At 39.1% G+C, this 23,691-nt stretch carries 26 protein-coding genes and 1 pseudogene; 14 read left to right on the top strand and 13 right to left on the bottom strand.

Annotation, left to right across the window (positions count from 1 at the left end; translation table 11 throughout):
- The first annotated feature begins 191 nt into the window (after positions 1–191).
- Both ACN6NE_RS15595 and ACN6NE_RS15590 read left to right on the top strand, forming a co-directional pair.
- Entirely contained in the window at positions 192–527 is a 336-nt protein-coding gene (locus ACN6NE_RS15595) for a DUF485 domain-containing protein (protein WP_034275644.1), read from the top strand.
- Between the two features lie 16 nt (positions 528–543).
- Entirely contained in the window at positions 544–2,094 is a 1,551-nt protein-coding gene (locus tag ACN6NE_RS15590; RefSeq protein ID WP_129706518.1) for a solute symporter family protein, read from the top strand.
- Between the two features lie 40 nt (positions 2,095–2,134).
- Here ACN6NE_RS15590 and ACN6NE_RS15585 read toward each other — a convergent pair whose 3' ends face one another.
- Entirely contained in the window at positions 2,135–2,620 is a 486-nt protein-coding gene (locus tag ACN6NE_RS15585; RefSeq protein ID WP_474325866.1) for a DUF6985 domain-containing protein, read from the bottom strand.
- A gap of 126 nt (positions 2,621–2,746) precedes the next feature.
- On the opposite strand from ACN6NE_RS15585, the gene ACN6NE_RS15580 reads away from it, so the two are divergent.
- The 3 genes from ACN6NE_RS15580 (at position 2,747) to ACN6NE_RS15570 (ending at position 6,538) form a co-directional block, all read left to right on the top strand.
- Positions 2,747–4,489, top strand: coding sequence for an ABC transporter ATP-binding protein (locus ACN6NE_RS15580; RefSeq protein ID WP_474325864.1), 1,743 nt, complete (start codon positions 2,747–2,749; stop codon positions 4,487–4,489).
- Between the two features lie 16 nt (positions 4,490–4,505).
- Entirely contained in the window at positions 4,506–6,290 is a 1,785-nt protein-coding gene (locus ACN6NE_RS15575; protein ID WP_474326629.1) for an ABC transporter ATP-binding protein, read from the top strand.
- 113 nt (positions 6,291–6,403) lie between these two features.
- Positions 6,404–6,538: a hypothetical protein gene (locus ACN6NE_RS15570; RefSeq protein WP_276319774.1), complete on the top strand. Its 135-nt coding sequence runs from the start codon at positions 6,404–6,406 to the stop codon at positions 6,536–6,538.
- 87 nt (positions 6,539–6,625) lie between these two features.
- On the opposite strand, the gene ACN6NE_RS15565 is transcribed toward ACN6NE_RS15570, so the two are convergent.
- On the bottom strand, positions 6,626–6,883 hold the full coding sequence (locus ACN6NE_RS15565; protein WP_240702595.1) for an alcohol dehydrogenase catalytic domain-containing protein: 258 nt from the start codon (positions 6,881–6,883) through the stop codon (positions 6,626–6,628).
- A 163-nt stretch (positions 6,884–7,046) separates the two neighbouring features.
- Between ACN6NE_RS15565 and ACN6NE_RS15560 the strand changes: the two genes are divergently transcribed.
- Together ACN6NE_RS15560 and rpoN are read left to right on the top strand one after the other, a co-directional pair.
- Positions 7,047–7,394, top strand: coding sequence for a winged helix-turn-helix transcriptional regulator (locus ACN6NE_RS15560; protein ID WP_034668472.1), 348 nt, complete (start codon positions 7,047–7,049; stop codon positions 7,392–7,394).
- A 212-nt stretch (positions 7,395–7,606) separates the two neighbouring features.
- Entirely contained in the window at positions 7,607–8,944 is a 1,338-nt protein-coding gene (gene rpoN / locus ACN6NE_RS15555; protein ID WP_474325861.1) for an RNA polymerase factor sigma-54, read from the top strand.
- 57 nt (positions 8,945–9,001) lie between these two features.
- Here the strand turns inward: rpoN and ACN6NE_RS15550 are convergent, their stop codons facing one another.
- The 3 genes from ACN6NE_RS15550 to ACN6NE_RS15540 all read right to left on the bottom strand — a co-directional run bounded on the left by ACN6NE_RS15550 (position 9,002) and on the right by ACN6NE_RS15540 (position 13,001).
- Positions 9,002–9,856: a class I SAM-dependent methyltransferase gene (locus ACN6NE_RS15550; RefSeq protein ID WP_474325859.1), complete on the bottom strand. Its 855-nt coding sequence runs from the start codon at positions 9,854–9,856 to the stop codon at positions 9,002–9,004.
- A gap of 96 nt (positions 9,857–9,952) precedes the next feature.
- Positions 9,953–12,328: a YhgE/Pip family protein gene (locus ACN6NE_RS15545; protein WP_474325858.1), complete on the bottom strand. Its 2,376-nt coding sequence runs from the start codon at positions 12,326–12,328 to the stop codon at positions 9,953–9,955.
- 187 nt (positions 12,329–12,515) lie between these two features.
- The gene (locus ACN6NE_RS15540) at positions 12,516–13,001 is read right to left on the bottom strand and encodes a GNAT family N-acetyltransferase (protein ID WP_078081507.1); all 486 of its coding nucleotides are present in this window, start codon (positions 12,999–13,001) and stop codon (positions 12,516–12,518) included.
- A gap of 179 nt (positions 13,002–13,180) precedes the next feature.
- Here ACN6NE_RS15540 and ACN6NE_RS15535 point away from each other — a divergent pair, with 179 nt between their 5' ends.
- The 3 genes and pseudogenes from ACN6NE_RS15535 to ACN6NE_RS15525 all read left to right on the top strand — a co-directional run bounded on the left by ACN6NE_RS15535 (position 13,181) and on the right by ACN6NE_RS15525 (position 15,322).
- Positions 13,181–13,411 carry a FeoA family protein gene (locus tag ACN6NE_RS15535; protein ID WP_129706506.1) on the top strand — a complete coding sequence of 77 codons (231 nt, stop codon included), beginning with the start codon at positions 13,181–13,183 and terminating at the stop codon, positions 13,409–13,411.
- Positions 13,408–15,163: pseudogene (feoB, locus tag ACN6NE_RS15530) on the top strand (ferrous iron transport protein B). Before ACN6NE_RS15535 ends, feoB begins: the two are co-directional and overlap by 4 nt.
- 69 nt (positions 15,164–15,232) lie before the next feature.
- Positions 15,233–15,322, top strand: coding sequence for a hypothetical protein (locus ACN6NE_RS15525; protein WP_240702606.1), 90 nt, complete (start codon positions 15,233–15,235; stop codon positions 15,320–15,322).
- A gap of 86 nt (positions 15,323–15,408) precedes the next feature.
- Here ACN6NE_RS15525 and ACN6NE_RS15520 read toward each other — a convergent pair whose 3' ends face one another.
- Complete coding sequence (locus ACN6NE_RS15520; protein WP_474325856.1) at positions 15,409–15,732, bottom strand: DUF3243 family protein; 324 nt, start codon at positions 15,730–15,732, stop codon at positions 15,409–15,411.
- A 16-nt stretch (positions 15,733–15,748) separates the two neighbouring features.
- Entirely contained in the window at positions 15,749–16,330 is a 582-nt protein-coding gene (locus ACN6NE_RS15515; RefSeq protein WP_129706502.1) for a hypothetical protein, read from the bottom strand.
- 261 nt (positions 16,331–16,591) lie between these two features.
- Between ACN6NE_RS15515 and hxlR the strand changes: the two genes are divergently transcribed.
- The 4 genes from hxlR to ACN6NE_RS15495 all read left to right on the top strand — a co-directional run bounded on the left by hxlR (position 16,592) and on the right by ACN6NE_RS15495 (position 18,685).
- On the top strand, positions 16,592–16,957 hold the full coding sequence (gene hxlR, locus ACN6NE_RS15510; protein ID WP_013055600.1) for a transcriptional activator HxlR: 366 nt from the start codon (positions 16,592–16,594) through the stop codon (positions 16,955–16,957).
- Positions 16,958–17,225: 268 nt separating this feature from the next.
- On the top strand, positions 17,226–17,855 hold the full coding sequence (hxlA, locus tag ACN6NE_RS15505) for a 3-hexulose-6-phosphate synthase (RefSeq protein ID WP_013055599.1): 630 nt from the start codon (positions 17,226–17,228) through the stop codon (positions 17,853–17,855).
- Between the two features lie 10 nt (positions 17,856–17,865).
- Complete coding sequence (gene hxlB, locus ACN6NE_RS15500) at positions 17,866–18,423, top strand: 6-phospho-3-hexuloisomerase (protein ID WP_013055598.1); 558 nt, start codon at positions 17,866–17,868, stop codon at positions 18,421–18,423.
- A gap of 127 nt (positions 18,424–18,550) precedes the next feature.
- Positions 18,551–18,685: a hypothetical protein gene (locus tag ACN6NE_RS15495; protein ID WP_255323478.1), complete on the top strand. Its 135-nt coding sequence runs from the start codon at positions 18,551–18,553 to the stop codon at positions 18,683–18,685.
- A 156-nt stretch (positions 18,686–18,841) separates the two neighbouring features.
- Here ACN6NE_RS15495 and ACN6NE_RS15490 read toward each other — a convergent pair whose 3' ends face one another.
- The 6 genes from ACN6NE_RS15490 to ACN6NE_RS15465 form a co-directional block, all read right to left on the bottom strand.
- Entirely contained in the window at positions 18,842–19,087 is a 246-nt protein-coding gene (locus ACN6NE_RS15490; protein WP_474325854.1) for a ferredoxin, read from the bottom strand.
- Between the two features lie 85 nt (positions 19,088–19,172).
- On the bottom strand, positions 19,173–20,183 hold the full coding sequence (locus ACN6NE_RS15485; RefSeq protein WP_474325852.1) for an ABC transporter substrate-binding protein: 1,011 nt from the start codon (positions 20,181–20,183) through the stop codon (positions 19,173–19,175).
- Positions 20,180–20,923, bottom strand: coding sequence for an ABC transporter permease (locus tag ACN6NE_RS15480; protein WP_129706498.1), 744 nt, complete (start codon positions 20,921–20,923; stop codon positions 20,180–20,182). Before ACN6NE_RS15480 ends, ACN6NE_RS15485 begins: the two co-directional genes overlap by 4 nt.
- The gene (locus tag ACN6NE_RS15475) at positions 20,920–21,684 is read right to left on the bottom strand and encodes an ABC transporter ATP-binding protein (RefSeq protein WP_474325851.1); all 765 of its coding nucleotides are present in this window, start codon (positions 21,682–21,684) and stop codon (positions 20,920–20,922) included. The genes ACN6NE_RS15480 and ACN6NE_RS15475 overlap by 4 nt, the downstream gene beginning before the upstream one ends.
- A complete protein-coding gene (gene tenA / locus ACN6NE_RS15470; protein WP_129706493.1) occupies positions 21,677–22,348 on the bottom strand; it encodes a thiaminase II in 672 nt (223 codons plus the stop codon). Before tenA ends, ACN6NE_RS15475 begins: the two co-directional genes overlap by 8 nt.
- A gap of 5 nt (positions 22,349–22,353) precedes the next feature.
- Positions 22,354–23,631 (bottom strand): acetylornithine deacetylase, encoded by a 1,278-nt coding sequence (locus tag ACN6NE_RS15465; protein ID WP_474325849.1) that lies wholly within the window; start codon positions 23,629–23,631, stop codon positions 22,354–22,356.
- Positions 23,632–23,691: the final 60 nt, after the last annotated feature.

The raw sequence follows: 23,691 nt of genomic DNA, 5'->3' as shown, positions 1-23,691 counted from the left end.
TTGAATGTTGTTCTTTTTTTATTATGGCAGTATGCATTTATTGTGAACCTTCAGTACATTAAAAAACTTACACAGTTACCATTCTCGCAAAAAGACAGAATTTACTTTTTATTCCGAAAATAATATAATTCAAGTGATATGAAGCTTTTCGCTTCATCTATTTATTATCAAAGGGGGAATTCCGCTTGGCGATGAATGAAAATTCTTTAAAGAAGGTAAACAATGCTTCTTCCTCTCCTGATTACACAGAAATTGTACAGTCTGCTTCATTTCAAAAGCTTTTGAAACAAAAACGCAATTTTATTTTACCGCTCTCTCTGTTTTTTCTTGCTTTTTATTTTACCTTGCCTATCTTAACGGCTTACACAACCGTCCTAAACAAACCAGCTTTTGCTTCTATGACCTGGGCGTGGGTATTTGCTTTTGCACAGTTTGTGATGACCTGGACCCTATGCATTCTATACACAAAAAGAGCCTCGAAATTTGATGAACTTGTTGACACGATTAAAAAAGAAGCTGCAAATTAAATAGGGGGTTAAATGAATGAACGTACTAGCTTTTTCACTTTTTTTAGCCATTGTAGGTCTTACGCTAATCATTACGTATGCGGCATCCAAGCGGACAAAAACGACCAGTGACTTTTATACAGCAGATGGAAGTTTAACCGGCTGGCAAAACGGTATGGCGATTGCCGGAGATTATATGTCTGCTGCATCATTTTTAGGCATAGCTGGAATGGTAGCGCTTTCTGGTTTTGACGGTTTTTTTTACAGCATCGGCTTTTTAGTTGCCTACCTCGTTGTGTTATACATTGTAGCTGAACCACTTCGCAACTTAGGAAAGTACACGATGGCAGATATGATAGCAGCTCGTTTTAACGAAAAGAAAGTGCGGGGAGTTGCTGCGTTAAACACGATCACCATTTCCATTTTTTATATGATTGCGCAACTTGTTGGAGCAGGAGCATTAATTCATTTATTACTTGGTCTAGATTACGTGTACTCTGTCTTGATTGTCGGCGTCTTGATGACGGTTTACGTTGTATTTGGAGGAATGACAGCGACTAGCTGGGTGCAGATTGTCAAAGCCTTGCTTCTGATGATTGGTACGTTCATTATTTCCATTATCGTATTTTCAAAATTTGATTTTAGCTTAGCTAAAATGTTTTCCGAGATGAAAACTGCAACTCCTCTTGGTGACGGCTTTTTAAATCCAGGAAATAAATTCAAAAATCCGCTGGACATGATTTCGTTGAATTTAGCTCTTGTTCTTGGTACAGCAGGCCTGCCTCATATCCTTATTCGTTTCTTCACAGTAAAAGATGCCATCACCGCAAGAAAGTCTGTTATTTATGCAACGTGGATCATTGGCGTTTTTTACATTATGACAATCTTTTTAGGATTCGGTGCTGCTGCATTTGTAGGATACGATGATATTATAAAAGCAAATGCAGCAGGAAATATGGCAGCTCCCCTGCTCGCTCAAGTTCTTGGCGGAGACTTTCTTTTTGCGTTCGTCTCAGCTGTAGCTTTTGCTACAATTTTAGCTGTTGTAGCTGGACTGGTGCTCTCAGCAGCTTCAGCATTCGCGCACGACTTCTATAGTCATATTCTCCGTAAAGGAGCTGCTACTGAAAAAGAACAGGTAGTAGCTGCACGATGGGCTTCTATTGGGGTATCCATTCTATCTATTATTCTTGCATTATTTGCTCAAAACATGAACGTGGCATTTTTAGTGGCACTTGCGTTTGCGGTAGCAGCGAGCGCTAACTTACCAATTATTCTTCTCACTATTTTTTGGAAACGTTTCAATACAGCAGGAGCAGTCACTGGCATGCTGGTTGGACTATTCAGCTCACTGTTTTTAGTTGCCATTAGTCCAAACGTGTGGGCACTTGAGCCGGGAGCTGCTATCTTTGTAGGTGAACCGCTCATCACGCTAACAAACCCTGGTATTATCTCTATTCCTCTAGGCTTCTTAGCTGCTTTTATAGGAACACTTCTTTCGTCTAAAAAAGCAGATGAAAAGAAATTTGATGAGATTTTAGTAAAAGCAAATACAGGTATGGGAATCGAAGAGCCTGTCAAACATTAACGCCAAAAAGCCTTGAAGCACTTTGCTTCAAGGCTTTTTACTAGAATAAATCTTCTTGTAAACCAATAGCGGAAATTTGTTCATTTCTAAATTTTACAGCTAACATATGCTCTTCTTCCCACGTACACTCAAAAAACAAACCAAGTTCTCTTGTATCATGAGGTGCTTCAGGAACAAAGATTTGAATACACTCAACTAAAAAACCGATGTCTTTTCGCTTTTTTACATTCGGAACTAATAAGTCTACAACATCTTTTTCAACTTGAGTTCTGTATTCATCTCGCACCTGTTGATAATAATCAAAAAGAGCTTTTTCCGTCCTCTTTAACAATAATTCACCTTGAAGCCAAAATGCTTGAAAGGCCTCTTCTTGTTGTTTTTGAAATGGCTTCTCTTTATCTCCATCAATTGTCAGCAACACGTGTTGTTTTTGTCCAAAAAAAGTGACCTGTTTTTCTCCAACCCAGGCCGAGTCATATAACAAAGATCCAAAAAGCGGATGATGTACTCGTAATGTTTGATTCATTGCATACCTGACCCTCTCAAAAAGTGGATTTCTGCTTGCATTGGCGTATAATAAATGGTGCTTGAAACAAACTTCTAAACTTATTCTATGTTACCATATTTTTTACAGAAAGGAGTGCCACAATGTGTGAATACAATTAAATCTTTGTACCCTTACTTAAAACCTTACAAATGGCTCGCGCTGTTTGCCCCGCTATTGATGGTAATTGAAGTGTTAGCTGACCTTCTTCAGCCTGCTATTATGCAGCATATCATTGATTATGGCATTGCAAACAACGATCAAACATATGTTATCACTCGAAGTATCCTTATGCTCATGTTAGCACTCATTGGCTTAGCTGCCGGTATCGTCTGCGCCATCCTTAGCACAAAAGCGGCAGTAAATTTTTCTACCGATATTCGGAAATCGCTTTTTGAAAAGATTGAGAACCTCTCAAACAGCAACAGAGACAAACTAGGAACTGGTCACTTAATTACCGTCATGACAAATGATGTAACGAGTGTTCAAAACGCATTGAATATGACGCTAAAAGTATTAGTTAGAGGTCCTTTACTTTTTGCAGGAAGTATTGTGATCGTGTTATTAACCGCTCGTTCTTTGTTTCCTATTATCGTCGTGGTCGTCCCTATTTTATTTTTATGCATTTGGTTTGTGATCACGAAAGCTGGAAAACTTTTTAAAAAAGTTCAGCAAAGCGTTGATCGTGTAAATACAAAAGTCCAAGAAAATTTATCAGGGATGCGTGTAGTAAAAGCGTATGTAAGAGAATCGTATGAAATCAATCAGTTTAAAGAAGCAAACAGTTCCTTGACGCGAGCTAATATGAGTGCTGTTCAGCTTATTTCTCTTTTAATGCCCGTTATTTTATTTGTAGTAAATATCGGAATGGTAGCTACTCTATGGCTGGGAGGACTTCAAGTCGAAGCAGGAAAAATTGAAGCAGGTGTGATTTTAGCTTTTATTAACTACTTAACGATTATTTTAAACGGACTTATGTCAAGCAGCATGGTGCTTATGCAAATTACACGCGCATTCCCTTCAGCTGAACGAATCGATTCTGTTTTAAAAACAAAAATAGACATCCCTCCAGCAAACTCTGCTGCTCAAATCAACAGACTTAAAGGTGATCTATCGTTTCAACACGTTACATACAGCTATAGTAAAAATGGCGAAAACGTATTAAAAGATATTTCGTTTACTGCTAAACACGGGGAAACCATTGGCATTATCGGCTCTACTGGAAGCGGAAAGTCGACGCTTGCAAAACTTATTTCCCGCTTATATGATCCTGATGACGGCGAAATCTTCGTAGATGGAAAAAATCTTACGGACTATGACGTAAAAGTGCTTCGCTCATCCATTGGGTTTATTCCTCAAAAAGCTACGCTGTTTACCGGCACGATTGATATGAATATTCGAATGGGAAAAGATCATGCTTCTTCCTCAGAAATTGAAGATGCTGCGGATTTTGCATGCGCAACGGATTTTATTGAAAAACTCCCAGAAAGATATGAGTATCCTTTAACGCGAGGAGCAACCAATTTATCAGGAGGACAAAAGCAGCGTCTTTCAATCGCGCGTGCATTTGTTAGAAAGCCCGCTATCCTGGTCATCGATGATGCAACTTCGGCATTAGACGCTGTCTCAGAAGCGCAGGTACTAACACATTTAAAAGAAGAGTTTGCTGATGCGACCGTTATCATTATTGCTTCTAAAATTTCGTCTCTTCTCCACGCTGACCATATTATCGTCATGGATGAAGGCAAAATTGCTGAACAAGGGACTCATGAAGAATTGCTTCGTTATCGCTCTCTTTATTACGACATTTATCTTGCACAAGGCGGAAAAGAGGTGTTGCCTAGTGAATAACCAAGGTAAAAATCAAATGAGCTCTATTCGCGGCCCTAGAGGAATGATGAAAGGCCCTATAGTTAAGCCAAAAAATGCGAAAAAAACACTGCACAGAATCTGGTCATATATGGGGAAACGAAAACCTCCGCTTGCGGCTGCGATAATCTTAGTTATTGTGACTTCCCTGCTTAATTTATTAGGCCCTTATTTAATTGGGGTTATTATTGATGAGCATATTATTCCCAAAGATATCAGCGGAACGATACGAATGTCACTTATTCTTGCAGGAATTTATATTACGACATCTTTGTTAACATGGCTGCAAACCTATTTAATGGTGAACGTTTCGTTTAAGACTATTGGCATGCTTCGACAAGATTTATTTGCAAAGCTTCAGACTCTCTCCCTTCGCTTTTTTGACAAACGAGCTCACGGAGAGTTAATGAGCAGAGTCACAAATGATATTGATAATCTAAACAACGCTCTGAGTCAAAGCGTTATTCAGGCTCTGTCCTCTATTTTGTCTTTAGTCGGCATTACTATTGCGATGTTCTCGCTCAACTGGATTCTTGCCATTATCACGCTGATTGTTATTCCCTTGATGGTTATAATCGTTCGACAAATATTAAAACGAAGCAGTGAAAATTTTGTCAAACGCCAAAAAGACTTAGGTGAGCTAAACGGCTTTGTAGAAGAAGCAATCTCTGGAGGAGAAGTTGTTACGCTTTTTAGTAAGGAAAAAGACTTTTTAACTGTTTTTAATGAACGAAATGAACAGCTGAGAAGTTCATCAACAAAAGCGGAAACATTTTCAGGCTTTTTAGGTCCTGTCACAAACTTTATTAACAACTTAGGCTTAGCACTAGTGATTGGAGCGGGAGCATTTATGGCTGTTCAAGATAGCGTTACAGTCGGGATGATCGCTTCATTCGTTAACTACTCACGTCAGTTCTCTCGCCCAATCAGTCAAATGGCAAACTTAGTAAACACCATTCTTTCGGCTATTGCCGGCGCAGAGCGCGTGTTTGCGATTATGGATGAGCAGCCGGACGTCACAAACAAGCCAAACGCTCTTTCTGTTACAAAATTTGCAGGAGACGTTGCTTTTGAGAACGTATCATTTGGCTATACTGACGAAAAAATGATTTTAAAAAATGTTACACTGACAGCAAAAAAAGGTGAAATGGTTGCTTTGGTCGGTCCGACAGGTTCTGGTAAAACAACAATCATTAACTTGCTCACACGATTTTATGACATCTCAAACGGAGACATTAAAATTGACGGACGTTCTATCAGTGACTATAACATCCATGATTTACGAAACCGAATCGGCATTGTTCTTCAAGATACCTATTTATTTTCCGGTACGATTGCGGATAACATTCGATTTGGCCGGTTAGATGCCAGCGACGAAGAAGTTAAAAATGCCGCAAAGATGGCCAATGCTCATTCGTTTATCAAGCATCTGCCGCAGCAATACAATACCGTGATTTCAGCTGGCGGAGGAAATTTAAGTGAAGGTCAAAAGCAGCTTTTATCGATTGCTCGAGCCATGCTTTCTGACTGTGATATTTTAATTTTAGACGAAGCTACTTCCAATATTGATACAAAAACAGAAATTGATATTCAACGAGGAATGAGTAATCTGTTAAAAGGAAAAACAAGCTTGGTGATTGCCCACCGCCTTAAAACGATTGAAAATGCAGATCAAATCCTTGTCTTAAAAGACGGACAAATTATTGAAGAAGGAAATCATCGCGAGCTGTTAGAAAAACAAGGGTTTTATCACAAGCTCTATACGCAGCAGTTTACGATTTAAAAGAGGTAAAATAAAAAGTATGTTAGTTTAAGGAAGGTCCGAACGAGTAATCGTTCGGACCTTTTCATTGTGCTGGTAAACGTAGGGTTCATCCAGTTAGTTGCTTCTAGCTGTTGATTGGAGGGCAAGGCGAAGACTCCTGCGGGAATAGCGGAACAGATGAGACCCCGCAGGAGCGCAAGCAAAGAGAAAGCTCATCGGCCGCCCGCGGAAAGCGAAGCCTTGCACGGAAATCAACAGCGGTGTAATAAATGATCGATACGAGCTCCTTTACTCCATTTGTTTGTCTTTAGATTGAATTGATGTAATTATGTCTCAATCTCTTTTTCGTTTTATCATTTATCTATTACAGCTACAATTTTCCCTTTTACTCGACGAGTCGCCAGTTCATCTAATGCTGCTGAATCAAGTCCTAATACGTGAGGATATGTCCAACTAGGATTACCGCCGTTTCCTGTTTTATAATCTACAGGGTTCAGGGCAGTAGCTTTAATTTTAACTAAAATTTCACCTTTAGCTGGATGCGGCTTTTGGATATTTCCGACTTTCATCTCACTTACTTTCCCTTTGCCTTCTAGCAGTAAAGCTTTCATCAAGATCTCCCCTTTTACATTTCTTCCTTCAATTAAAAGTTCTTTTTCAGTATAATAAATACATGTTGTTTACAAAAGACAGCACTTTCATGTAACCAGGTACCTTCCCGGTAACCTAGGTCTATGGATATTAAATTATTATATCCATATTTCATATCTGTTTATGAATGGAGGATTAACGGTGAAAGCACCCCACTATAATGTACCTGTTGAAGCAACGCTTGAAGTAATCGGCGGGAAATGGAAAGTCGTTATTTTATGCCTATTAAAAGAAGGCGAAAAACGTTTTAGTGAACTCCAGCGAGCTATGCCTGCTATTACCAAAAAAATGCTATCTCAACAGCTAAAAGAATTAGAAAAAGACGGTGTGGTTAATAGAAAAGTATACAATGAAGTTCCTCCTAAAGTAGAGTACTCACTCAGTGAAGAAGGCGAAACCTTACGAGAAATTTTAAATATGATGTGCGCATGGGGAGATAGAAGAATGGGAAACACCCCAAATTGCAGCTAAGTTCTCCTAGCGGCTCTGTTAAGACAAACGAATAGCTATTGCCAAGAGCTATTCGTTTTTGTTTTATCTATTCTCCTACTCTTTCTTGCGATTCGCCCCTGTGTAAGAACATCTGACAACACTATAGAATTCTTTCGCATTTTCAGCTATGATGATGTCGAACGATGCAGCCAGAATTGTCGAAATAAAACTCAAGAATGATAGGTGATTCAATGATGCAATTAGGTTTAGATTTATCCCAAAAACAACTATTAAAATTGGCTATGACACCTGAATTACGTCAGTCTATCAACATTTTAAATTATTCTACGGCCGATTTAGTTCATTATCTTCATCAGCAAGTCAATGAAAATCCTGTAATTAAACTGTCTGCTGGCGACTCTCAGCAAAAAGATTCATTTGATACTCGAGAACAGCGTTCATATTCAAAAGGTTATACCGATGACGAGTATAATCCGTTTAATTATATATCTGATCAAACTGTGACATTAGAGAGTCATTTATTAGAGCAGCTATCTATGCTAAATCATTTACACTCACACCAAAAACACATCGTTCAATTTCTAATTGGAAACTTAAATAAAGACGGCTTTTTAGCAATTGAGCAAAAATTGGCAGCCGAACTGCTGAATGTTTCAATTAGCGAAGTCAACGATATGATTCACGTTTTACAAAGCTTTGATCCGATTGGCGTGGGCGCTCAAAATTTTGTCGATTCACTGCTTATTCAAATTAAGGCCAAAAAGTCAAAGCCTCCTCTTTTATACGACGTGGTAAAACACGATATTGAAGATATTGCCAACAAAAAATATCGGAACATTTCAAAAAAATACTCTATTTCGATGCGCGAAGTACAAGAAATTGTTGACTGCTTGCGGACATTAAATCCTCGTCCAGCAGGAGATTTCTACGTCCCGCTTACGAAGTACATCTCGCCTGATGTAACGGTACAAAAAGTTGACGGCCGCTATCATGTTATTCTTCATAGCGAGCTGCTTCCGTCCATCGAAATTAACAGTACCTACCAAAAGCTGGTTCATCACTCTGCATGCGTAACAACCGATCGATACGTACAGGAAAAAATTCATGAAGCTACTTGGCTAATCAATAGTATTGAGCAGCGTAATGCCACGATTTACAACGTGTCCAAAGCCATTGTGGAACATCAGCAAGATTTTTTTGAAATGGGTATTTCGGGGCTAAAGCCGCTTACCTTAAAAGATATTGCGCAAAAAGTAGACTGTCACGAATCAACGGTAAGCCGTGCGACCAATGGAAAGTATATTCAAACGCCACGCGGGCTGTTTGAGTTAAAATACTTTTTCACCAATTCTTTAGAGCGAACTGATGGCGAACAAAGCAATTCTACTGCCTTTATAAAAGAAAAAATCAAAACATTAATTGCCGAAGAAAATAAATTAAAACCTCTTTCAGATCAAAAGCTCATGTCTCTTCTTTCCAGCGAAGGAATTCAAATTTCAAGAAGAACAGTAGCTAAATACCGTGAAGAAGCAGGAATTGAAAGTTCTTCTAAGCGGCGACGATTTTAATATTGCTTATTCTAAATTACAGCTTTATCACTACTAAAAAGAACCCGTTGATTTTACTCAACGGGTTCTTTTTATCGGTTTCCAATAAATAAAAGCCATATGATATTGATACGTATATTCATATGTGCTCTTTATTTTCTTTACATGCTGTAAAATAATCTTTTCAGTTTCTAACTTGTCAATATCTTTAGAAAGCACCTTTGTCGAGTTCTTCTTGATGAGATCTTCGTACGTCTCATAGGTTACCGTTTTGGTTATAGGAACAAGTTTACAATCTGCGTAAATACCCAGTTCATATAAAATATTTAATAAGTCAATATATTCCTTACGGCGCCATTTAATCTCATACCCAAGTTTTCTATGTAACTCTATGTAATGGGGCTTTTCTGGACCCGTTGACATGCCGATAACCGCCAAACGATTAGCCGAATCATTCATATTTAAGAGACCATCGACAATATTATGCATACGGTAAAAACAGTTTATTCCTACTACGGCATCATAAGTATCCGTTAAATTCTCATGCTCCCATTTTCCTTCTACAAACGTTAGATTAGAGCGATCACCCGATTGTTTTTGCAAGTAGCGGATGATGCTTGGCGAACAATCCATACACGTAAGTTCTCTTACATAGTCAGCAATCGAAAACGTATAATTTCCCCACCCAGGGCCAATTTCCATAACAGAGTCACTAGGATTTAAAAAAGCAAGAAGTTCTTGTTGAAGCTGGTTTACTGCGGGATCATTTTCTGAATCAAAAGACATTTTTTCTAAATACTGCTGCCAAAATTCATCTTCAGCTCGGTCGTTTATCATTCGTTCCGATATTGAACCGTCCCATTCTTTCAGGCCTTCCTGCCACTTTTTCACACGATCACTTTCATATACCAAATTTTTTGTAAGCTGCTGCATGCATTCACGTTCCCCTCTTTTATACGTAAACCTATACTATCATAAAGAAAAAGAGAGTTCCTTTTTAAACTGGAACTCTCTTTTATATTAACTAAATTATGCTGCTGCCTCTTCCTCTGTGTGATGCTTCTCTTTTCTGGCATTGATATAAAACATTATCAATGAAAGAGTGATGAAGATTGCTGCAAAGATTCCAAGTACGCCAGCTTGATGCCATACATAGCCGAAATCATCACCAATTGAAATGATTTCACGGAAACCGCGAATGGCATAGGTCATAGGCAAGTATGGGTTGATCGCTTGGAAGAATTCCGGCACAAGTGCTTTAGGGAATGTACCTGCACTGCCGCCAATTTGAAGCAGCAGAATAATAAAGGCTAAATACTGCCCTACTTTTCCTAAACCTGTTGTTAAGAACAAGATAAGTGTAAAGAATGTCACACCTGTAATCATGGTAAAGATATAGAAGTGCCAAATGCTTGTTACGTTTAAATGCAAGCCCCATAGAAGAGCCGTAACCGCAATCGCTGCCTGCAGCATACCTACAATAGTGATGACACTAAACTTACTTAAGAACCACGAAATACCTGATGTCGGTCGAATTGATGGCTCTTTCATTGGATACACCGCCGAGAACATTAACGTTCCTGCAAACAAGCCAATACATAAGATATATGGAGCTAACCCAACACCGTACTTATCTACGTTGTTTTGTTTATCCGATTTTAAATCCGTTGGATTTGAAAACATGCTATATGTTTTATCATCGGCTTTAACATCTTTTGCATCTTTTGCACCGTCTGCTAAAGAAGAATGAAGTTCGCTTGTTCCATCTGATAGTTTAGATGAGCCATCATATAACTTGGATGAACCATTCGTTAACTCTTTAGAACCATTTGCTAGTTTAGTTGCGCCGTTTTCAAGCTGTGTTAAACCATTAGCTAGCGCTGCGCTTCCTTGTTCAGACTTTTTAAGTCCATCCACAATTTGCTGCTGCCCGTCAGCAAGCTTTCCGGCTCCTGTATGAGCGTCAGCAATACCGCTGTTTAGTTCTGCAAATTTGCTGTTGAACTGCTTTTCTCCGTCTGCTAGTTTAACAGCACCGTTGTATAATTGAGTTTGAGCATTATATAATTTTGTTTGGCCATTGTACAGCTGACTTTGTCCGTCAGCAATTTTATTAATCGCGCTTTGGATGTCTTCTCCGCCTTTAGAAAGCTTTTGAAGCGCTGCTGATAACTCTTGCACTTTATCTACTTTTGCTTTTAGCTGCTCTGCTTTTTGCTGCTGTTCATCCATAAACTGCTGAGACGTGAGTTTTTTAATTCCTGCAATCAGCGTTTGTTTTTGCTCATCAGGAATGGACTCGTTGCTGTTAATACTGTCAATTAGAGCTTGCTGCTGCTGTTCAAACTCTGCTTTTTTTGAATCGACCTGCTGTTTAATCTGCGTAATTTCCTGTTCCGCTTGATTAATTTGCTGCGTAACGCTGCTCACTTCAGCATCCACTTGATTTAAGCCGCTTGTGAACTGCGGTAGTTTCCCTTGAAGTGTTTTTGTTCCTTCATTGAGCTGCTGTGTTGCACCTTGCAGTTTTGCAGTTCCGTCTTGCAGTTGTCCTAATCCAGTGCTAAGCTTTCCTGCACCTGTTTCTAGTTCTTTAGAAGCCCCGTACAGCTGTCCGCTTCCACTTTCCAACTTCCCTAAACCGCTGTTTAGGCTGCCTAAATTTTCATTAATTTTATCCGCACCGTTTAGTAGCTTAGCTGTACCAGCATTTAAATCTGTTGCTCCTTTTCGTGCATCCGTTAATCCGTTTGCTAATTTAGCTGTACCGTCTTCAAATGTAACCGTGCTGTCTGCTAATTTCTTCATGTTATCTCGCAGCGTTTTTGAGCCGTTTTCGAGCTCTCCTGCACCGTCACTTGCTTTTTGAAGACCGTCCGCTACTTGCTTAAAGCTGTCAAATACCGTTTCAGCATACTGCTTTGTGACTGCTTCTTTAATCTGATCATTGATTTTAGCCACTGCATTTGAGCTAATTTGAGCGCCTGAATAGTTCTTTCCGGCATTTGTATGATAGATAAATTTCATTTTTTTAGGATCTTTATCCATTAATGTTGTTGCATTTTTGGAGAAATTCTTTGGGATTTCCAACACTAAATAGTAGTCCTCATTTTTTAAGCCTTCTAACGCTTTTTCTTTGTTCGTAAATTTCCAGTCAAATTTATCGTTTTTCTTTAAATCATCAACAAAATCACGACCAACATTCAATTTCTTTCCATCTAACGTAGCACCTTTATCTTCATTTACCACTGCAACTGGAATTTGATCTGTTTTTCCATATGGATCCCAGTAAGCAGATAAAAAGATGACATTATAAAGTAATGGAACAAATAACAATCCGCAAATCACAACAATAGTCATTGGTTTGGAAAAGATTTTTTTCCATTCTCCTTTAATCATATTCATGTTTTTTAGCCTCCAATAATCCTTACTTTCGCCTGACTATTTGACCGAAAAACATTTTCGGTCATTAAGTTCTGATTAATGTTACCATATTCACAAGAACAAGGTCAATCGTTATTCTGTAATTAAAAGCTGATTTTAACAGAAAGTTCAAAATCAGCTTTTTTAAGATAACGTTCATGCTATAGGCTTAAATCATTAACTTCATCCGCATCGTTTTTAACAAATGCCCTTCAAATTCATCATCAAATTCATCCACGAGCTGGAAACCTTTTGATTGATAAAAAGCACGGCCTATTCCGTTTTCCCTTTCTACATTAATGTAAACGATTTTTAATTCCTTCGAGCGCTTCATTCCTTTTTCTAACAATTGCGAACCGATTCCTTTTCCTTGATAAGCAGGCAGTATATAGATAGATCCTAGTTCTATTTCCCCTCTGTTTTGTAGTCGGAAAAAGTTAGCGTATCCTACGATTTTCTCATCAATAGTTGCTACATAAATGAACGAATTGCGCAAGCGCCACAGCAGCCTTTTATTGGAGTATGCTTCTGAAAGAAACCGATTCTGAACGCTTCTAGGAATAATTCCTTCATATGTATCATACCAGCTCATCTTTGCGACGTATTGAACAGACGTAATATCTTCTTTTCTCATTTTGCGAATGATTACCTCCACTCACATCCCTCCTGACAATTTGCTGCTAAAATCGTACATAATTTCACCTGAAAAATATAGTTATAAATATATATTTTTAATTGTAACGCTCTAGAAGCATTGATTGATTGATTTTAGAACCTTACGTATAATCGAGATAGATACAAATTGAAAATGATTATCATTAACAGGAGTGCTGAATGATGAATTTAACTACCGTGAGTATTGGCGACAAAGTAAAAGTTAAAAACATTGAATTTTTAGATAGATCATTAGAACGCCGCCTTCTTTCTTTTGGAGTAAAAAAAGGCTGCGAACTATGTATGAAGCAAAAAAACATCTTAGTGGGACCTTGTATTATTGAATGTCAAGGTCAAATGATTAGCATCCGAAAACGCGATGCGGCTAAAATTGAGGTTGAGACAGCATGAGTACAATTGCACTTTTAGGAAATCCAAACACAGGAAAAACTTCTTTATTCAATATATTAACAGATTCCTATGAATACGTAGGAAACTGGAGCGGTGTAACCGTTGAAAAGAAAGTTTGGTCTATTAAAAAGCAAAACAGCCAGCTGGTTGATTTGCCGGGTGTGTATGATTTTACTCCTCTTTCTTCAGATGAAGCAGTGGTAACTAACTTTTTGTTAACCGGAGAATTTAACAGTATGCTGAATATTGTAGACGCTTCTCAGTTTGAAAGAAGCATGCATCTCACTATTCAAGCATTGGAGTATGGAAAGCCATTAGTAATCGGCTTAAATATGATTGATGTAGCGGAAAAACGCGGATTGACTTTTCATTTGGAGAAGCTTAGCAAATCATTACATATTCCGGTTTCTGCAATTATTGCCCGGAATGGAAAAGGAATTAATGAGCTTCTCTCCACTTTGAAGCAAGATTTAAAAGCCCCGTTATTTCAACTAAATTACGGGGAAACCGCTGAACACGCAATTCATATGATTCAAACAAAAGCGGATGTCAGCAGATGGATTGCCATTCAATTTTTAGCTGAAAATAGCGTAATTGAATCAACATTAAAAGAAAAAACGAGTTACTCAGAGCTGCTTGAGCTTCGAAAAGCAGCTGCACAAAAATTAACCAAGCCGCTTAGCGAGCATTTCTTCGACGTGCGTACAGCATTTATCGAGCGCATTTCCAGCGAGTGTATCGTAAAGGGCAGTGAAACACCTCTAACCTTCACAGATCGAATCGATCGAATTGTGACGCATAAGTGGCTTGGCCTCCCTATTTTTCTTAGCTTAATGTATTTGATTTTTAATATTACGTTTACTTGAATTGGCGTTCCTCTTTCTGATAAACTGGACGGTTTTTTTGGCGGAACGCTTAGTAAAGGCGCTGATTCTCTTCTAAATGCAGCAGGTGCTGCTCCATTTATTCATGATTTAATTGTGGACGGCATCATCGCAGGCGTAGGCGGCGTACTAGTATTTGTACCACAAATCTTTGTCCTGTTCTTTTTCATTTCACTGCTTGAAGATTCAGGATACATGGCTCGAATTGCTGTAGTAATGGATCGTATCATGGAATTTTTCGGTTTGAACGGAAAAGCATTTATTCCGATGATTATTAGCTTTGGATGTAACGTACCGGGGATCATGGCCGCGCGTACAATTGAACAGCGAAAAGAGCGCCTTATGACCATTTTAGTAAATCCATTTATGAGCTGCTCAGCACGCCTTCCTGTATATGCTTTGTTTGTAGGTGCGTTTTTTGTGCAAAACGGAGCAGCTGTGGTGTTTTCTATGTACTTGCTTGGCATTATTTTAGCACTTGTTGTAACGAAAATTTTATCAGTAACGCTTCTCAAAGACGAACAATCAACTTTTATTGTTGAACTTCCTCCTTACCGCGTACCTCAAGCCAAGACTCTTTGGAGAAGCACGTGCAAAAGAAGTGGTTGTTTCGACTATGAGCATCATTTATAAAGTACAAGAAGGACAGCTTGGCGACACAATGAAGACATTCTTTACACCTCTAACAGCCTATACGTTTATGGTGTTTGTTCTTCTTTATGTTCCGTGTCTAGCAACCGTCGCTGTTATTCGACGAGAAACCGGCTCATTGAAATGGACAGCATTTGCTGTAGCCTATCCTTTGGTTGTCGCTTATCTCGTAGCTTTGCTTGTACACACTATTGGAAAAGTACTTGGTTTTTCTTAAAAGGAGTGAATAATATTGATTATTAACATTTTAATTGGGGTTTTGATATTTGGATATGCCCTTTATCATATGACAAAATTCTTCCGCAAGAGTACTCAGGGAAAATGTGCAAGCTGCGCACAGCAATCTTCTTGTGCAACGGATGATTTGCGGTATTGAGTGGGATAAAACGATTCAAGAGGCTCAAAATCAATCATCTTAATACATTAAAAAAGCATCCTGATAGATAGGATGCTTTTTTAATGTTACCCAACTAGTTTTAAAATGAGATGAGAAAGGACTTCCTGTTCCTCTTCACTGCTGACTTTCCATAACTCATGAAGGACTTTTTCTTCTCGGTTTCGAGGTTCCTCATTTTCAGCTAAATAGCTAGCCACTTTTTTTGTAGCGGCCGTTAATTGTTCCTCACTTAACCCGAGCTTTTTACCGACATGAACTTTTTGACTTAAATAATCAGTAAACGTATCAAAGTTCTGCAAAATTGCTTCTTTTTTCTCCGTCCCTAAATTATCTGCCGTTTCTTCAATTTTATTCATGTCTTTTGTAGTTCCTTCATTCATTTGACTCACAGTTAACATCTCCTTTTTAGTGAATAGACTGGTATGTTCTTTCACGCTCAGCTTCTGGTTTTTCGTCTGGCGTCATCTTTTCCTTACTTATTTCAGAAGTTGCATCTTTCACTTTTTCACCAATTTGCTGTAAATCACTTTTAGCATCTTCTACCGTCGATTTTGCATCATGCGTAACGCTTTTCACATCTTCTGCTTGCTTAAAGAAATCTTCATTTACACGCTCGTACAAATGTTTGGCATCATTAATTGCATCTTTTAAAAGATTCGATGCGTTTTTCATTTGTTGCACCATTTTTTCTTTTGTTTCTTGAGGGTTCTCTTTTACTTGATTAATCATGTTTGCAGAAGAGTCCTTCAATGTAACGGCTCTTCTTTTAACAGATGAGCGAGTTTTATTATCAAGCAATGTTATACATCCACCCACAACTGCCCCGACAACAACACCTTTTACTAGCTTGCTGCTGCAGCTTTTTCCAGCGCTAACAGCAGCAGTGCTATTAGCTGTCTGTGGATTGTTATTGATTCCCACATCGTTATTAATGCCTGCGCTGTTGCTTAAAGCAGGGTTTTGTAATTTAGATCGGTTTCTTTCCATTTTTACTGCCTCCTTTAGCATTGTTATTGAGTGATTTCCCATCTTTTTTTATATTTAAACAATTGAATTCCTTAAAAATAAAAAACATGACTAAAGGCCACCTTTTACGCCTCACTAGTCAAGAATAACTATATAGTAAGAAAAGCTGAACTTTTTAATGGAAAGATACAAGCCGGATTTTTGTAAAAGGATTGTCAGCACCGGTATAATAAGAAGTACTTTAAAAGAAATTTTATACTATTGGTCATAGGGGTGAAGCAATTGAGCCAGCTTAATAAGGAATTTAACTGTGAAAAAGAATTAACGCTTGCTATTATCGGTGGAAAATGGAAGATGCTGATACTATGGCACTTAGGGCGGGAAGGAACAAAACGGTTCGGGGAACTAAAATCGCTTATTCCTGACATTACGCCGCGCATGCTGGTTAACCAGCTGCGGGAACTGGAAGAAGATCTAATTGTTAACCGTAAAGTTTATCCTGTTGTACCACCTAAAGTCGAATACTCACTTACAAAAGAAGGAGAAAGTTTAATGCCCATTTTGACAGCCATGTATGATTGGGGTAAAAATTACCGTGATACAGTGCTGATCAATCAAGAACAAAAGGCGGAAACGTTAATTAAATAATGGAAACTACTCCTTCTATTCCATAGTTTTTATTTTTTTATGCGGATGATGTTACTCACTATCATCCGTATTTTTAATGACAATTAAGCGGTTACAAGACTGGTATGTCCATTAGTATACTTCTGTATACTATCATTCCCCACACTATTTGTGGGAAAAGTGCGTACTTTTAAGAACCTCAAACTGCGGGTACAATAACTACACCAGCTGCTTTTTATGTAAAAAAGCACAAAAGGTATATATAGATTTCTGTAAGGAGTGGAGTAGAATGGAATTACAATTAGCATTAGATCTTGTTAATATCTCTCAAGCAAAAGAGGTAGTAAAAGAAGTTGAAGAACATATTGATATCGTGGAAATCGGTACGCCCGTTGTAATCAATGAAGGGCTTCGCGCCGTTAAAGAAATTAAAGAAGCATTTCCTAATTTAAAAGTACTAGCTGACCTAAAAATTATGGATGCAGCTGGCTATGAAGTACAGCAAGCTTCTCAAGCTGGAGCAGACATCATTACCATCTTAGGTGTTGCTGAAGATATGTCAATCAAAGGTGCAGTTGAAGAAGCCAAAAAACAAGGTAAAAAAATTCTAGTCGATATGATTGGTGTAAAAGATATTAAAGGACGCGCAAAAGAGCTAGACGAATTTGGCGTTGACTATATCTGTGTACACACAGGATACGATCTTCAAGCAGTTGGCCAAAACTCTTTTGAAGATTTAGTAACAATCAAAAGCGTTGTAAAAAATGCAAAAACAGCCGTTGCTGGCGGCATTAAATTAGAATCTTTACCTGAAGTAGTAAAAGCACAGCCTGATCTTGTTATCGTTGGCGGAGGAATCACAAGCCAAGATGATAAAAAATCAGTTGCTTCTCAAATGAAAGAGCTTATTACAAATTAAGGAGCTTTCTATGCAGACGAGCGAACATTTAAAAACGGTTATGAATGAGCTTTTACAAACAACGGCTCTAATCGCTGACGATGAAGCGGAGCAGCTTGTAAATGGCATCATCTCATCTAAAAAAGTGTTTGTTACAGGAGCAGGCCGTTCAGGTCTTATGGGCAAGTCGTTTGCTATGCGTATGATGCATATGGGCATTGATGCTTATGTCATTGGAGAAACCGTGACGTCCACTTTCACGCAGGATGATTTATTAATCATCGGATCAGGTTCTGGCGAGACGAAGAGCTTGATTCCTATCGCTCAAAAAGCAAAAGAACTTGGAGGAAAAGTTGGAGTAGTCACAATTTCTCCCGACTCCACGCTTGGCAAGCTGGCTGACTTTATCGTGAAGCTGCCTGGTGCTCCGAAGGATCAAGAACAAAGCAGTTATCAAACAGTGCAGCCTATGGCGTCACTGTTTGAACAAACGCTTCTTCTCTTTTACGATGCGCTGATTCTTCGCTTCATGGAGAAGAAAGAACTTGATACCCATACAATGTACGGAAAGCACGCAAATTTAGAATAAAAAAAGAGGCTGGGACAAAAGCTTTTTAGTCCAAGTGAAAAACGAACCATTAATCAATATGTTTGATTCGTGGTTCGTTTTTTTGTGACGGTGAATATAGTTTCATCTGTTTCGTTTCTTCTAGCAGTTGATTGGAGGGCAAGACGAAGACTCCTGCGGGAAAAGCGGAACAGATGAGACCCCGCAGGAGCGCAAGCGACGAGGAGGCTCATCGGCCGCCCGCGGAAAGCGAAGCCTTGCACGGAAATCAACTGCGGTGTAATAAGCGGTTCAGCTCATGTATCCCATTTGTTCGTCTTTAAGTTAAATTCATTTGGTTATGTCTCAACCCTCTTCTTATTTTGGAATTTTCTATATAATCAAATATTCACTTATGTCATAACCTAATGTACTTTATCGTTAACTTTTTTTAAAAGCCCTATTCGAATTTTGTTGCATCTCCATAAAACGGCTGCTCTGCGACTTTAATGAATTCTGTTGGGCATCCTTCATACGCTTCCCTCATCTCATCTTGCTGATGTTCAGGAACTTCTTTTGTTCCTTCGTTGTTATCTAACACTGCATAAGCAAGACCTTCTGAATCATAATCATAAAGATCTGGTGCGCTCCCTACACATGCTCCGCAAGCAATACATGTTTCCTTATCTACCATCGTAAAAGCCATAAAAAAACCTTCTTTACCTTTTCACTTTCTCGTTCAGAAAGTTACGTTCAGTATAAGAAGGTTTTTTTTATTTGTCTTAAGTTATTTACTTAGATTCTGCGATATTCTCAAACATTTCATCTACATTTGGCTTTTTCTTAATTAATCCTGACTCTTTTAACCAGTCCACATTTGACTGCCATGATTCTTTCGTTTGACTGCCAAATCCTTGTTCAGACTTCATTTTCGGAAGTAAAATATTTAAACTTTTTGTTTCCACGTCTTTTTCAAGAGGGAAGTTTGATTTATCTTGATTATCTAACAAAATTTGAAGTGATTCTTTTGGATGTTTCTCCGTGTATTCATACCCTTTTGTCGCGGCACGCCAAAACGCTTTAATCGTATCAGAATCTTTTGCCCACGTTTGATCCCCAGTAACTGCCACTAGCTCGTAATAAGATGGCACGCCGTAATCTGAAGGATCAATGTCAACCGTTTTATATCCTTTTTTATGAAGTAGTGGTACTTCATGGTTAATATATGCACCTATTACGGCATCTACTTTTTTGCTAATCAGCGACGAATTTAACTCAAATCCTACGTCTACTAGTTTTACCTTATTCGGATCTCCTCCATCGCTTTTCACCATTTTCTTGAGAACAGATTCACTTAATGGTGTTCCGCTGTATCCTACTACTTTTCCTTCTAAATCTTTAGGACGCTTAATACCGCTATCTTTGAGCGCCACAACTCGGTTTAACGGAGACCTTACAATCGCTCCTACCGACTTTACCGGCACATCTTCATTTGCTCGTGCCATTGCTACATCAGGCTGATAATAAAGGCCAAGCGTAACTTTCCCCGCAGCTGCTAAATTAAGCGAGTCTGTTGGATTAGCAGGAAACTGTACTTTTACATTCAGCCCTTCTTTTTTAAAATATCCTTTTTCTTGTGCAGCGTAAATGAAGCTGTGCACTGCATTCGGGTACCAATCAAGCATAATTGTAACATCTTTTAATTTTTCACTGTCACCAGCTTTATTTTCCTTGTCCTGACCGCAAGCAGCGAGCATCATAACAAGCATCAGGCTTAAGCCAATTACAAACCATTTTTTCATTCTGTTTTCCTCCACTTTAATGAACGTTTTTCGAAACCTACTACAATAATAAAGAATAAAATACCAAGCGCGGATAAAATCACAATTGGTGCAAATACACCAGCTGCATCAAACTGTGTCATCATGCGCCGGCTGAAATATCCTAAGCCTGCTTGTGCACCTAACCACTCCCCAATGGCAGCACCTATTATACTAAAGGTAACCGCTACTTTGAGCCCTGAATAAAAATGAGGCAGTGCAGAAGGAATGTTCAACTTAAAGAAAATATCTTTTTTTGTTGCTCCCATCGTTAGCATGAGTTCTTTTAACTCTTTGTTTGTGGAACGAAGCCCATCAAACGTGCTAACAGTAATGGGAAAAAACGTAATTAATACGGTCACAATCACTTTGCTCCAAATGGAGTAGCCAAACCAGAGAACAAATACAGGAGCAATGGCAATGGTCGGAATCATTTGCGACGCAATAATAAGCGGATAGAAAGCACGCTCAATAAGCGGACTCCAATTCATCCATACGGCCAGCAGAATCCCTAGCACAACGGATATAACCAGCCCAATTACGACAATAGATAACGTAGCTGGCAAATGCTTAAACAATAAATCCATTCGCAAATCCCAAAGCTTCGCTAAAATACCGGTGGGCGTTGGTAAGATAAACGGATAGTTTACAATGCGTGCTCCAATTTCCCAAGCAGCCAGTAAAATGACTACTAATATCACTGAAGCTCCGTACTTTTTCATGTGTTCACCTTCGATCTAAGCTGTTCAATTAAATACTCTTTCACGTCAAGCACACGCTGTTGATTCAAATCTTTTTGCGTTCGAGGTCTGCTAAGCGGCACTTGAATCTCTTCAAGATGACTTACCGGCTTGTCTGAAAAGATAAAAATACGATCTGACAGAAAAAGCGCTTCGTTTACGTCATGAGTGATAAATAAGATGGTGTGCTTACGCTTTTGCCATTGTTCAAGCAGCCATTCTTGCATCGACAAACGCGTAATGGCATCAAGCGCACTGAAAGGCTCATCTAAAAGCAGCACGTTAGAACCGCTTAATACCGTTCGCAGAAAAGAAACACGCTGCTTCATCCCACCGGATAAATCACTTGGAAAACGGTTTTCATACCCTTTTAACCCAAACTCTTCGAGCAGCTGAGATACTTGCCTATGAGCACTTGCTTTTGACACATTGTGAAGCTCAAGCGGCAGCGCTGCATTGTCTAAAATCGTGCGCCACGGAAGAAGCAAATCTTGCTGCGGCATGTAGCCTACTTTTCCAAGCCGCTTTTCATAAGACTGTCCGTTAATCACGATATCGCCTTCACTCTGCTGTTCAAGACCTGTGATAAGACGAAACAACGTACTTTTTCCAGATCCGCTTGCTCCAACGATACTGACAAACTCGCCTTCTTTCACGTCTAAGTTTAATGATGTTACAATCGCTTGATCACCGTTTTTGTACGTAAAACTGACGTTTTGAAAAGATAACACAGACTTATTCATGAATTGGCCACATCGCTTCGTTATAAGCCATATCCCAGAACATGTACTCAAAACGCGTTGTATTTAAGAAAATTTCTTCGAGCTTTTCTAACTCTGCTTCTGATTTGTCTTCAGTAAGTGAGTCAAATAAGTTGATACACCACGTCGCTAGTTCTCCAAATTCTTCTGAGCTGTACATTTCAATCCACTCACGATAAAACTCATTGTTAGCTCCAGGCTTTTCACTGAGTTCTTTTCCTATTTCCCAGTAGCTCCACATACAAGGCAAAAGAGCCGCCACTAATTCAGCCAATGTTCCGCTTTGACCAACGTGCAGCATATAGTGTGTGTATGCAAGCGTTGTAGGAGATGGCTGCGCTTTTTCTAATTCTTTTTCGCTGATTTCAAATTTCTTGGCATACTCACGGTGCAGGCTCATTTCTTCGTTTAATGTAGAATCTAAAAGGGCTGCAAATTTCCCCATCGTTTGAACATCGGTAGCTTTCATGGCTCCAATCGCAAATAATTTAGCATAATCAATTAGGTAAAGATAATCTTGAATCATATAAAAGCGAAACTTCTCCTTTTCAAGCGTTCCGTCTCCCATTCCCTCTACAAAGGGATGATTATGATTTTGGCGCCAAATCGGCTGCAGCTTTTCATATAATCGTTCACTAAATTTCATGATGATCACTCCTTATGCGTATGCAGCCACGTATAAATGAACTGCACCATCACTTTTGTATATTGAATAAGCTGATTGACATCTAATTGTTCGTTCACAGCATGTGCATTTGCTAAATTTCCTGGACCATAAATAGCTGCCGGAATTCCAGCATCAGCTAGCCATCCCCCGTCTGTTACGCTAGTTGACACATCAATTGGAGGCTTTTTCCCTTCAATTTGTTCATGAGTATGTGCAAGCAGCTGTACTGCAGCATGATTTTCATCAATTTCTAATGACGGGAAGATTTCTCCTCTGTCTTCAATCATTGATGTGCCTCCCCATTCAAAGGTTGGCAGATTATCTTTTAACCATGGATCTGCTTTTGCAATAGATAAAATGTATTCTTCCACTTCTTTTGATACTTGGTCGTATGATTCATTGGGATAATAGTGAACGGTGATCCACAGCCTGCATTCATCTGCAATAAACGCAGCATGCCTTCCGCCTTCGATTACTGCTGGATTAATCGTATTTGTCCCCGGCAAAAATCCTGGATAGCTTTTTGTAACAGCCCAGTGGCGCTCTAATTCTTGCAGCCCTCCGATCACTTTTGCCATCTTCTCAATAGCACTCGCAGCTAACAGCCCTCCTCCAGCATGAATCATACTTCGGCGTGTACCGTCATGATAGGTTTTGCTGCTTTTTATCGTAATCCATCCTGTGATCACTCCGCCTTGACCTTGAATATGTAAATCACTCGTATCGGCAACGAGCGCAAAGTCAGCAGTATATCCTTTCTGACAGCATTGCAGCGTACCTGCCTCTCCAACTTCTTCTCCTACAACGGATTCAAAAATCAAGTCTCCCGGCAGTTCAATGCCTGCTTCCGTTAAAAGCTGCACTGCAAATAATGCTCCTGCCATGCCGCCTTTCATATCAGAAACTCCGCGTCCGATTATCATGTTGTCTTTTACCACAGCTTCAAACGGATTTGTCTCCCACTTTTCATTTTCTTGTACCTCAGCAACATCCATATGCCCGTTAATAATCAAGCTTTGATAGTCAGCTGATTTTTTCCCTTTTAACGTACCTACTACGATGGGATCGTTAGAATATAAGTCCCACATATCGATGGAAAAACCGCAGTTTTTAAGGAAATCCGCTACGTAGCGCTGCGCTTCATGAGAATTTCGTGCAGGAGGCGCCGGCGTTTTATATGAAACAAGCGTTGTTAATAATTGGATTAGCTCCCCTTTGCGCTCCTCTACCTGTTTGACAAGCAAATCAATTGTTTTCTCCATGTATGACACCTTCCTTTACGCAAAAAAAACACTTCTTTCGCAGGAAAGAAGTGTTTTTGT

It is taken from the genome of Priestia sp. 53B2, assembly GCF_056099005.1.
Note: the sequence above shows the minus strand (reverse complement) of the source record. Positions and strands in the feature narration are given on the sequence as shown.